General features: G+C 54.0%; 10 protein-coding genes and 1 pseudogene. 9 read left to right on the top strand and 2 right to left on the bottom strand.

Going from position 1 to position 10991, the window contains the following annotated elements; all coding sequences use genetic code 11:
* From F6X61_RS24070 to F6X61_RS24040, 6 genes are all read left to right on the top strand, one after another.
* Positions 1 to 1239: DUF2345 domain-containing protein (locus tag F6X61_RS24070; RefSeq protein WP_153788848.1), on the top strand; the 1239-nt coding region annotated here is incomplete at its 5' end.
* Positions 1236 to 5840, top strand: coding sequence for an RHS repeat-associated core domain-containing protein (locus F6X61_RS24065; protein WP_153788847.1), 4605 nt, complete (start codon positions 1236 to 1238; stop codon positions 5838 to 5840). The genes F6X61_RS24070 and F6X61_RS24065, both read left to right, overlap by 4 nt.
* A 15-nt stretch (positions 5841 to 5855) precedes the next feature.
* Positions 5856 to 6359, top strand: a complete 504-nt coding sequence (locus tag F6X61_RS24060; RefSeq protein ID WP_153788846.1) for a DUF4265 domain-containing protein — start codon at positions 5856 to 5858, stop codon at positions 6357 to 6359.
* Between the two features lie 501 nt (positions 6360 to 6860).
* Positions 6861 to 7235, top strand: coding sequence for a hypothetical protein (locus F6X61_RS24050; protein ID WP_153788844.1), 375 nt, complete (start codon positions 6861 to 6863; stop codon positions 7233 to 7235).
* A gap of 36 nt (positions 7236 to 7271) precedes the next feature.
* Positions 7272 to 7655: a hypothetical protein gene (locus F6X61_RS24045; RefSeq protein WP_153788843.1), complete on the top strand. Its 384-nt coding sequence runs from the start codon at positions 7272 to 7274 to the stop codon at positions 7653 to 7655.
* Positions 7656 to 7818: 163 nt separating this feature from the next.
* Positions 7819 to 8280 (top strand): hypothetical protein, encoded by a 462-nt coding sequence (locus F6X61_RS24040; RefSeq protein ID WP_153788842.1) that lies wholly within the window; start codon positions 7819 to 7821, stop codon positions 8278 to 8280.
* Positions 8281 to 8524: 244 nt separating this feature from the next.
* On the opposite strand, the pseudogene F6X61_RS24035 reads toward F6X61_RS24040, so the two are convergent.
* Positions 8525 to 8641 (bottom strand): annotated as a pseudogene (locus F6X61_RS24035) (IS5/IS1182 family transposase); the annotation flags it as partial.
* Positions 8642 to 8722: 81 nt separating this feature from the next.
* Between F6X61_RS24035 and F6X61_RS24030 the strand changes: the two are divergent.
* The 3 genes from F6X61_RS24030 to F6X61_RS24020 all read left to right on the top strand — a co-directional run bounded on the left by F6X61_RS24030 (position 8723) and on the right by F6X61_RS24020 (position 10549).
* Complete coding sequence (locus F6X61_RS24030) at positions 8723 to 9001, top strand: hypothetical protein (protein WP_153788841.1); 279 nt, start codon at positions 8723 to 8725, stop codon at positions 8999 to 9001.
* Positions 9002 to 9248: 247 nt separating this feature from the next.
* Complete coding sequence (locus F6X61_RS24025) at positions 9249 to 9641, top strand: Imm50 family immunity protein (protein WP_153788840.1); 393 nt, start codon at positions 9249 to 9251, stop codon at positions 9639 to 9641.
* A gap of 518 nt (positions 9642 to 10159) precedes the next feature.
* Positions 10160 to 10549 (top strand): Imm50 family immunity protein, encoded by a 390-nt coding sequence (locus tag F6X61_RS24020; RefSeq protein ID WP_153788839.1) that lies wholly within the window; start codon positions 10160 to 10162, stop codon positions 10547 to 10549.
* A gap of 180 nt (positions 10550 to 10729) precedes the next feature.
* Here the strand turns inward: F6X61_RS24020 and F6X61_RS24015 are convergent.
* Positions 10730 to 10991: DUF3077 domain-containing protein (locus F6X61_RS24015; RefSeq protein WP_153788838.1), on the bottom strand; the 262-nt coding region annotated here is incomplete at its 5' end.

Here is a 10991-nt window from a genome sequence, read left to right as displayed (position 1 = left end):
GCCACCGCCAGCGACCAGCAGGACAGCCTGGCCGAACTGGCCAAGCAGATGCAGGCCCAGGAACCCGGCGACCAGGACACCGTGGCCAAGGATCTGCACAAGCAGCACCAAGGCATCCTCGGCAGCGGCCCCGGCGACCTGACGAAAAACGAATTCGCCGAATTCACCCAACCGCACCTGGTGCTCTCCAGCCCCGCCGGTATCGCCCTGACCACCCCCGGCCCCAACCACCTCACCAGCGGCAGCCACCTGGCCCTGAGCAGCACCGGCCACACCAGCATGTCCGTCGGCAAGCGCCTGCTGGCCAGCGCCAGCCAGGGCATGCGCTTCTTCGTCCAGAGCCTGGGCTGGAAGCTGGTCACGGCCTCCGGCGACATCGATATCCGCGCCCTGAAGGACAGCATCAACCTGCTGGCCAAGCTCGACATCACCGCCAACGCCGACCGCATCCTGCTCAAGGCCAAGACCGAACTGGTGGTGCAGGGCGGCGGCAGCGCCACCACCTACAACGCCGGCGGCATCACCCACGTTACCAGCGCCAACTACACCGCCAAGGCCGCGCAGTTCGCCCATATCGGCGCAGCGAGCATGGCCGGCACCTTCCCCGAACCACCCAAGCCGGGCAAGGGCGCGCTGGAGCTGTTCAACCTGTACGCCAACACCAAAGGCATCAAGGCCGGCGACTACGAAGTCACCGACGCCCTGGGCACGCTGCTCAAGGGCACGCTGGACGGGCAAGGGTTCAAGGCCGTGTCCGGTGCCGCGCCGGGGCCGGCCTGGGTCAACTTCGGCCGCGATCCCTCGCCACCCTGGGCGCCGAGCAGCTACATCGGCGTGGTCGAGTGGCCGGTGCAGCCCCCCGACCCCAACAGCCTGTCGAGCCAGCTGGAGTCGCTGGTCGAGAAGCTGCCGCTGCCCAAGGGCGAGGGCGGCCTGTTCGACAAGGCCAAGCAACTGGCCAGCAGCGGCATGGACGCGGCCAAGACCGGCATGAGCCTGCTCAAGACCGGCCAGGGCGCCATGCAGACCGCGCAACAGGTACAGGGCGCATTGAAAGGCGGCGTCGCCGGCCTGCCGCAGCTGGCCAGCACCGCCAGCTCGGCGCTGCCGGCCGCCTCCAGCGCCATGGCCAGCCTGCCAAGCCTGCCCAAGCTGCCAGCGATGCCCAAGCTCCCCGCTTTCAAGGCCCCGAGCCTGAACACCGTCACCGATCTTCTGCCAAGTGAATTGATGTCATGACCGCCGATACCTCTGAAAAATCACGTCCAGCCCAGGCGGCGGTCGTCCCCCTCGACCAGATCGGCATGGCCGACGTCAGCCGCGGCGCCGCCGTGTTCGATGCCTGGCTGCGCGAGATCAGCGGCGGGTACGTCAACCTCGAACGGCTCAAGGACACCGCCGAGGTGCTGCCGGTCATCGGCAACATCATCGCCCTGGTGGATGCGGTGGGCGATATCGTCAATCTGGCCAGTGCCAAGGAACCCGACCCGTGGGATTGGGTGAGCCTGGGCATCAACCTGATTGGCGTGATCCCCGCGCCGCCGACCATGGCTGCCGCGCGCAAAGGCCTGCGGCCGATGCTTACCCTGGCCCGCCAGGAGGGCAAGGAGATCCTCGGCGACGCGCTGGTCGAGATCATCGTCGGCCACCTCAACGCCGACCTGCTCGGTGAACTGGACACCTTCCTGGTCGACGCCCAGGCCCAGCTCGACAGCATCCTCGGCGATGCTGCCAAGACCGGCGAGAGGCTGATCCTCAACACGGCCGACGCCATCGACGCCATCGTCCTCGGCAAGCTCGACAGCAAGGGCGACCTCGACAAGGCCACGCAGATGGCGCAGAAGGTCAGCGATACCTGGAAGTCCGACCCTGCGGTGGCCTTCGAGAACGCATTCGGCGCGCTGAGCAATGCCTACTCGGCAATGGGCAAGGGCGCGGCCAACACGTTGCTGAGCAACGCCGTGCCCACGTCGGTGCAAAACGACGTGCTCAAGAGCACCCAGCAGTTCCGCAAGCTCGCGCCGCAGATGAGCGTCAAGTTGATGAGCCTGGCCAACGCGGACAACAAGGACTCGATCAAGAGCCTGCTGGTGATGCTGCATGACAGCAGTACGAAGTGGCACCACCGCAATCCCAAGGCTATGCCTACGGTGGTCAAGCAGAATTCGACTGCTGAGGCCCGGCATCAGTCTTCTGAAGGGCGGAATGAGTCGATCAAGAATCAGACGCCGGCGGAAGGTGCTCCGAGCTGCTGCAAGAACATGGTGGCCGCCGACACCGAGCTTAGGATCAGCTTTGCACTCGGTAGCGAAACGCTGTCGCATACCGACTTCAGCTTGCCCGGACCTTTCCCAGTCGAGTGGACACGTACCTACAATTCTCGGCTGGACAAGCTGGATGAAGGCATCCTCGGTGCGCGCTGGATCACTGAGTTCACCACTTGCATCGATGTGCTCGACAAGGGGGTGGTGTTCCACGACTACGACGGCCGCAGCCATGCCTACCCGCTGCCTAAGCAGGGCAAGCCTCATCATGACGCCATTGAATACCTCACCCTAGTGCGAACCGCCGAGCAGCAACTGGTATTGCTGCGTGGCCTGGACCGTCGCGAAACTTACGCCCGCCATGGTGACCGTTTCTACCTGACGCATATTCAGCTGCGCAGCGGCGCGGGGGCGATGCTGCACTATGAACACCGTCACCACGACCGGCCGATCTTGTCGGACATCAATACCTACCAGGATGACGACCCGGGCAAGGTCCACCTGCAACTGGGCACGTTGCTCGATGATAACGGCCACCTTCAGGGCCTTTGGCAGGTGGTCGATGGCAAGCCGTTGCGCCAGCTTTGCGCCTACCACTATGACGATCAGGGAGACCTGATCGCCGCCCAGGACGAGCATGGTGCCGCCCGGCGCTACACGTACCAGAACCACCTGATCACCCGATACACCGACCGCACCAATCGTGGCATCAACCTCGAGTGGGATGGCAGTGGTCCGCACGCCAAGGCCATCCATGAATGGGCCGACGATGGCAGCTACGAAACGCGCCTGGAATGGGATGAGCGCATCCGCCTGACCTATGTTACCGACGCCCATGGCCAAGAGACCTGGCACTACTACGACCAGCAAGGCTACACCTACCGGATCAAGCATCCGGATGGTCGGGATGAATGGCTGTTCCGCGACGCGTGCAAGAATGTCATTCGCCACGTCCACCCCGATGGCAGCCAGGACCGCTACGCCTACGATGAGCGCAGCAATCGTCTCAAGCACATTCGTGCCGACCACAGCGTCGAACACTACGCCTACGACGATCAGGACCAGTTGATCAAGATCCGCGACGCCGAGGGTGGCTTGTGGCTACGTGACTATGACGAGCGCGGCAACCTGGTTGAAACGATTGATCCGTTGGGCAATAAGACTGAGTTCGCCTACACCCCGGCAGGACTGGTCAAAGCGATAAAGGACGCCCTCGGCAATGAAAAGAAAGTGGCCTACAACGATGCCGGGCAGTTACTCGAATACACCGACTGTTCCGGCAAGGTCAGCAGCTGGGTGTATAACGCGCTTGGGCAGCTGAGCGAGTTCGCAGATGCTGCCGGTAACAAGACTGTCTATGAGTACAAGGCAGGGCAGCTGGCCAAGGTCATAAATCCAGATAAGACCGAAGAGCGCTTCAATTACGATGCTGAAGGCCGCTTACTGGCCCATGCCGACGCCCTCGACCGTTGCACAACCTGGACTTACAGCGTCGCTGGTTTGCTCGCCGAGCGCGTCGATGCCAACGAGCACACCTTGCGTTACCGCTGGGACAAGCTCGGTCGCTTGATCCGCCTGGAAAACGAAAACGAGAGCAAGGCCGACTTCCTCTACGACCCTGTCGGTCGTTTGCTGCAAGAAACCGGTTTCGATGGTTTGGTGACTCGTTACCAATACGATCCGTATAGCGGTCGGTTGGCGCACACCCAAGTCGGTCAACGCCGAATAGAGTTTCGTTTCGACCGCATGGGGCGCCTTGCCGAGCGCACCGCCCTCCTGGGCGACCTGAGCCAGACAGAAACCTTTGCCTATGATCGCAATGGCCAACTGATTCAGGCGCTCAACGCCGGCAGTAAGCTGCAGTGGTTCTTTGATGAAGCGGGCAACCTGACTCGTGAGCACCAGCATTACCTGGCCACCGGCACACCGATGGTCGCGGTGTGGCAGCACGAGTACGACGCCCTCAACCAGCGGGTGTCGACAATCCGCCCGGATGGTCACAAGGTCAGCTGGCTGACCTATGGCAGCGGCCATCTGCTTGGTATGACACTCGACCAGCACGAAATGCTGGCCTACGAGCGCGATGACCTGCACCGCGAGGTGGTGCGGCACCAGGGTAATAAGTTGATGCAGACCCAGGCCTGGGACCCGGCCGGGCGTTTGCAAGAGCAACTGCTGGGCAGCCATGACGGCCAGTCCACGTTGCTCAAGCGTCAGTACCGCTACGACGCTGCGGGCCAACTGACCAATATCAACGACAGCCGTCGTGGCCCGCTGGAATATCAGTACGATCCGGTCGGCCGTCTGTTGCAGGCCACTAGCCGTCTCGGTGTGGAGACCTTCGCCTTCGACCCGGCGGGTAACCTGCTGGATCAGAAAACCCAGGAACTGAACCGCCCACTTGAAGCGGATCCGCGTCGCAACAAGCTGATGGACAACCTGCTACGCGAGTATGCCGGTACCCATTACCGCTACGACGAACGCGGCAACTTGGTGCACCGTCTGCATAACGGCGCACATGCGCACTTCACTTGGGACCTGTTCGACCGTCTGGCTAGCTACAACGACGACAAGCTCAAGGTCGACTACAGCTATGACGCCTTGGGCCGGCGCCTGCACAAGCTTTCGGTGGCGCATTTCTGGGATCGACCGGAAGCGGGTACTGGCTGGAACCAGTTGGAAAGGGCCAAACGCCAACGCGAGTTGGGCTGCGGCTTTACCTTGTTCGGTTGGGATGGCGATACCCTGGCATGGGAAAGCTCACCGCCGCGAGATGAAGGCGATACCGGTCGCACCGTGCACTATCTGTACGAGCCGGGCAGCTTTGTGCCGGTCGCCCAAGCCCTGCGCAAGAGCCCGATCCGCTTGCACAAGCAACCGGACTGGAGCCAGCGCGAGTATGACTTCGATCAGGATACCCTGTGGCACACCGAGGTGACGCCGCAGCCGTTCGAAGCGATCGCCTGGTACCAATGCGACCATCTCGGTACACCCATGGAACTGACCGATGAGCAGGGCAACATCGCTTGGGCGGGGCAGTACAAGGTGTGGGGTGAAGTCCGGGAAGAGCGCTCGGACTGGGCCAAACAGCACAGCTTGGGCAATCCGTTCCGTTTCCAGGGGCAATACCACGATCACGAGACGGGATTGCATTACAACCGATATCGCTACTATGAACCGATTGCGGGACGTTTCATCAGCAAAGATCCTATCAGCTATGCGGGAGGATTGAATCTCTATATCTACGCTTCTAATCCGATTGAGTGGTATGACCCGCTCGGTTTGGCTAGGATCAGCAAAGGTGTCAAGACTAAGGTTGCCAATGAGAACCGTCAGCACCATGGCACGGAGAAGTGCGAGCATTGCTTAACAGATGTTGTGCCAGGTAAAAAGAGCCAGCGGGGAGTGACCCCGCCTACCAATGAAAGGCAGTTCGATCATATCGAACCAGACTCCAAAGGTGGTGATAATGGCGAAGGTAATGTTCAAATTCTGTGCAGGAAGTGCAATCGCGATTTTTCGGATACGCCAAAAGATAATTTCAAATTAATGAACAGAATGGGCGTGCAGCGCTAAAATTTGGGGTGTCAAATGAATGCGTATGAAAAGCTGATTTTTAAGCTGGTCCCGGATGAGGACGGTTATCCTCCTGTCTCCACGGAGGCCATTTGGGGTGAGAGAGTTGGGGTAAATCAATATAAGGTGGATAACGTTCCTTATTATGTTTATGGTGTAAGTAAAGGGGATGTGGTCAAGGTTGAGAATATAAGCGGTGAGTATGTGGTAAGTGAGGTGGTCATACAGGGCGGGCACTCTACTCTCAGGGTTTATGTAGAAGAAAAACGCCGCAAATTAGAAGTTGTCCAGGCGATAGCCGAGCGGGGAGGGGTATGCTCTGTTAGCTCGGAGTTTTCACTATTTCCTGTTGATATTCCTCCCGAGGTGGACTTTAGGACTATTGATGAGTATCTCAATAGTATTGCGGATGATGAGTTCATTTCTTATGAAGATGCTTGTTTGCAGCACCTGGGAATAGATTCGAGCAGAGTTCTTGAATGTTTTGCTCTCTCTACGCTCACTAGTGCGACTCACTGAGTTTAGGCGAGTCATTTACGTCACCCGCGCTGAGGTCCAGAGCGAGAATGTTAGCCGAGGCGCGGCGGAGTTCGAGATCAAGCTGCGGACAACCAGCGCCTGTTTCGTGACCCTCGAACATTCCAAGGCTGTGGCCGGCAATATCATCGCCTTGGTGGGTGCACTGGGCGATGCCGGAAATCACTATATGAATGATCAGTTGATCATGATCCTTACTGAGAAGTTGTGGTTGGTTACAATGGATTGCTGATGAATTGGAAATTCATCGCTGTGAGATAAAGCCTGTGTCGGGGTTAATTACCGGGGATAGCCTATTTCTGAGGGGTAAAGGGGAAAAATTTATTGTTCATGGTCTGATCGAGTTTCCAAGAAATGCATCGGGCATACGAACCAGTGTGGCTTGAAATTAGAGTATGGGAAATAAATCTATCCCCCTTCTTGGGCACCTTTTTTAGCGTAACTCCAACGGGCACGTAGCCATCGAAAAATTATGGAGTAGGAATGGCTTCAAATGACGTGCAGAAGGTTCTTGATGAATACTATGGCTTTGATGACGGGGTATTGAAGGCGTTTGAGTATATTTTCTCGGATGATGACACCTGTTCTGTAAAGCTTGAGTTGTATGTGCGAAATTATAGTTTAGAAAGTGATGTTTGGAGAAATGTAAACATATGGGTTCGGGGTGTGAGTGAAGTGCGTGCAACAGTGATTCCGGTTGTTGTTAATTCGAAAGTTAAACTTGTAGACCTTGGAGGGGAATTGTGTCTGGAGGTGAATGGAGATTTTGGTCTTGACTCGATGTCTATTGAAAATATTCGGAGGTACAGTTTTTGCTATGTAATTGGGCGGTCGGTTGAAATTGTGGAGTGTGTATAAGTGGTGTGAAGTAGTGTGGAGAGGTTTGGGGGTGATATGTTGTTCAAAGATGTTGTGAGTTTTTTTGATGGGTGCCACGGTTTTCAGGGAGGACGCATAAGGTCTTTTAGATATGAGAGCCAAAGTTCTGGTAAGTTGAGCATTATAATTGGATTGGAAAGCCAGTTTTTAAACGGCCTTTCTGGTAAGTGTAGGGTTGAATTAAAAATCTTCGATGCTTTGGAGGTTCGATCAGATTTTTTGGGCGGGCGCAGTAATGAGATCGCCGAAAAGGTCATTTTTTCGCCCTCCGGAGTAGGAGGCTACTGCATAGCGTTTGGTTGTGATTTTTTAGATATTCCGATGACGCTGGATGCCATAAGACGGCGTAGCGATTGCTATGTTATTGGCAAGGCTGTCGAGGTGTTGGAGGTTAAATAGAAGATTTGGAGAGGGGCAGGGGCGCATTTATTTGCTCACTCTAATCTCTATTTAGACGGGGCCGAAGGGTCACGGGGCTTAGACGATATCGACTGAAGAACGCATTCCTATTCAATAGGCGATCTAACGAGGAGACTGATGGGTAATAGTCAGTTCGTGGACAATGAAAAAGAATAATGCATTTAGTTTGGACTCCGATATAGTTCCTGGTAGGTCGATTGGTGGGGTTTCCTTAGGTGATTGTGCTGAAGAGGTTTTTTATTGCATCGCTGATACCTTTGATGTGAGAATTTTCGAGTTTGAGAATTTTGGTATCAGGTTCGTTCACTATGAAGTAAATGGAGGGGTGGTTTCATTTGTAGCCAAGGATGACGGAAAAATATCTTCTTTGTGGTGCAAGCCTCCATATAGCGGAAGCTTTGATGGGCGGCTTTTCCCAGGAATAACTGCTGGGGAGCTAAAGAGTGTCTCCAAATGGCAGGAATTGGTAAATGGCTATTTGGTTGTGGATCGAAATTATCTGATTTATTACGGCATGCCAGATGATGTTGACGATTTTAATCATTTCTCTGATTTGGATGATGATGTTGTTTTCGAAGAGCTATATGTTGGTGGGTTAAGATAACGAAGCTACAGGGGTAGATTTATTTTGCTGCTCTGAACGAATTTCCGAAAAGCATCGAGCAGATGAAGCTGGGAGAGAAATCAGGCTTTAGGAAAACTAGAGAAACTCCGATAAAGTAGGCCAGAGCGCGTAATAAGCAACGTCTAGACCGTATCAGACCAATTAAAACCTAGGGCTTTGGCCAGGCTCTGATCCGCTACAGGCGCACCTCTCCCGCAGCGCTGAATAATTGCCGACGCACCATTCATAGATTCGAACGCGTGAATAACGTAGTCAGTTGCGCCGTGATCTTGGCCAAACCGCGAAAACGAGTCTTCACATAGCCTAACTGGCGTTTGACCACCTGGGACGGGTGCTCCACTAAAACGACCTGTCACTGCATATGATCCTGTAAAGGGTGAAGTCATCACATCTTACCCGCCGCTTTTTTGAGTGATTAGTCATGTTGGATATTTCTTACTTGTCAGATGATCAGGGTGATAAACCATCCTTTATGATTCATGATAGGGGCTTTAAGTTTTTTGAGCCTGCTTTTTTGGATCTTAAGCAAAAGACAGGGGTTTATATAGACCCGTATGGTAAGACGCGGGTTTATCCAGAGCACCAGAGAATATTGATCAATTTTTTAACAAAAGACAGCGAAGATAAGGTTGTGGGGTTTGTATGTTTTCTAAGGGTGTCTGCTGAGGAAGGTGAGGTCTTAATGGCTGATGGTGACTAGGTTTGATAAGGCCGAAGTCATTAATACTATTGTCGGGTCATCCATGATTTGAAGAGTAAAGGAGGGAGTTTATTCTCTTGATCTGATCGAGTTTATAGGAGACGTGTTGAGCATACGAATCAGGGTGGCTTAGAGTTAGGCTGGGAGGAATAAATATGTCCAATTTTTAACTTGTAGATAATCCAGGGGCGGGATGTGTTGATGGAATGCATGAACATTATTGCTTTAACTGTCGGAGCGGAAAATAATGAGTGTAGTTCGATTTATGAATCCGCAGGCATTAACATCCATGTATGGTGGAGTTCCTTCGTTTGTTGGCGCTGAAGTACTGGAGGTTGTATTTAAACAGGACGGACCATCGATTTTTGTTAGGTTCATGACGAAGGAGAAACCACTGAAAAAACCTTCAAGATGGCCGAGCGTATATGATGTTGTGCATGTGCAAATTTCATTTGGCGCGGTGGAGGCTTTGAGTTTTTCCAAGTGGGGAAGAGAAAATATTGTTCTAGAAACGTCGGGCTTCCTTTTGGATGGCAGGGAAGGACTGAGGCTTAACTTCGAAAATCAATGCCGGCTAGAATTTTCGTACGATTGGGCTCGTGTGGAGAGTATTAACTATGGCCTCATTGGAGAACCTTAAGTTTGTCCAAAAGTGGGTGGGCGAGAATGGCAAGTCAAACAATTTGTTTGGTCGCCTTTAAATAGTGATAGGCAAGGTGAATATAAAATTGGCATAGGCAGGTCTGAATCTAGGCTAACGCAAAAAACAACTGTGGGTATGAGTGATGCGGAAATCATCAAAGTTGACAAGTGGTTTTTCGTTGGGGGAGATTAATTTTGGTGGTTTCAGTACCTCGGCCAGCTGAGCAGGGCAGAGAGGGTATTGCGCTTGGATTAGACATCCTTGGGCGACTGGATAAAAGCACGATATCAAAGAAAATGATTGAGCAAATTCTCCGTGATGACGGCTGAGTGCGCTAGCCGCTTGGTCGAGGGAGCGAGACCGAAGTCTTCGCCTATCCTGGAACGGTAGCTGATCCGAGCGATTACAGTTCCGATCATTTCAATGTGCGGCAGGCTTGTGAAAGGGCAGAAATTCTAAACACTGGGTACGTGCCAGAATCTCAATGGTACTATAATTATCCTTAAGGTGTATTTATGTGGCTAAAGCATGTGTTGAATAAAGTCAAAGTTGATCGTATGTTTGGTGGTGTTTTAGATATGGAGGGTGCCGAGCTGGTTGGGTTTAAATTCCATGACAGCTCTTCAGTGTATTTCTCATTCTTGATTAAAGGGATTCCAGATAAGTGCCCAGATAAGTGGAAGGGACAAGGGTACAATGCCATGAGTGTTACGTTGAATTTTGGAGGGGTGAAGGAATTTAGGTCTAATCTGGTTAGGGTGAATTTTTGCTGCGTTCCAAAAATTAATAGCTCGCCTGGCAGCGCCTCTATTTCGATTGAGGAGCGTGATGCGTCGATTTATTGCGAATCTGAGTATGTGAGTGTGGATGGAGTAACTCCATACATTGATATAAGATGGGATTGAGTTGTGTGCAAGCTATGTTTGAACGGGTTGCTGTTGGCTAATTGGCGGGGTTGATCTTTTTAATATGGTATCTATTCAGGGTGGAGTCGGGTCACGTAGTGTTTAAGGCCTATTCGGCGCACGCGGCGCTCAACGCAATTGCCAGGGCGCCAGCACGCCGACGCCCTGGCACAGCACCACTCAGTGCTTCATCCCCAACTCGGCATCATCCATCAGCGCCTTGGCCAGCGCGCTCAGGTAGTACGACGCCCAAAGCAGTTGCGGTTTCTCTTCCATGATCCCGGTGATGGTCAGGTCGCGCACGCAGCCCATCAGCTCCGAAGCCTGGTCACGGGCATCCTGGCAGGGGATGCCGGGTTCGATACAGAACAGCGGGGCGGTCATGCCTTCGCCTTGGTAGAACTTGGTTTTGCCCGCAGTGGTGCGGGGCGTGGTGTCGTCT

Origin of the sequence: Pseudomonas sp. EMN2 (genome assembly GCF_009650555.1) — a bacterium.
GTDB classification, from domain to species: Bacteria; Pseudomonadota; Gammaproteobacteria; order Pseudomonadales; family Pseudomonadaceae; genus Aquipseudomonas; species Aquipseudomonas sichuanensis.
The sequence above is the reverse complement of the archived record's forward strand: the minus strand, read 5'-3'. Positions and strand labels throughout refer to the sequence as shown.

What these genes read in the sequence shown, in the direction of transcription:
- F6X61_RS24020 (WP_153788839.1), top strand. Translation starts at nt 10,160, where the DNA reads ATGTGGCTAAAGCATGTGTTGAATAAAGTCAAAGTTGATCGTATGTTT.
- F6X61_RS24050 (WP_153788844.1), top strand. Translation starts at nt 6,861, where the DNA reads ATGGCTTCAAATGACGTGCAGAAGGTTCTTGATGAATACTATGGCTTT.
- F6X61_RS24030 (WP_153788841.1), top strand. Translation starts at nt 8,723, where the DNA reads ATGTTGGATATTTCTTACTTGTCAGATGATCAGGGTGATAAACCATCC.
- F6X61_RS24040 (WP_153788842.1), top strand. Translation starts at nt 7,819, where the DNA reads ATGAAAAAGAATAATGCATTTAGTTTGGACTCCGATATAGTTCCTGGT.
- F6X61_RS24060 (WP_153788846.1), top strand. Translation starts at nt 5,856, where the DNA reads ATGAATGCGTATGAAAAGCTGATTTTTAAGCTGGTCCCGGATGAGGAC.
- F6X61_RS24025 (WP_153788840.1), top strand. Translation starts at nt 9,249, where the DNA reads ATGAGTGTAGTTCGATTTATGAATCCGCAGGCATTAACATCCATGTAT.
- F6X61_RS24045 (WP_153788843.1), top strand. Translation starts at nt 7,272, where the DNA reads ATGTTGTTCAAAGATGTTGTGAGTTTTTTTGATGGGTGCCACGGTTTT.
- F6X61_RS24065 (WP_153788847.1), top strand. Translation starts at nt 1,236, where the DNA reads ATGACCGCCGATACCTCTGAAAAATCACGTCCAGCCCAGGCGGCGGTC.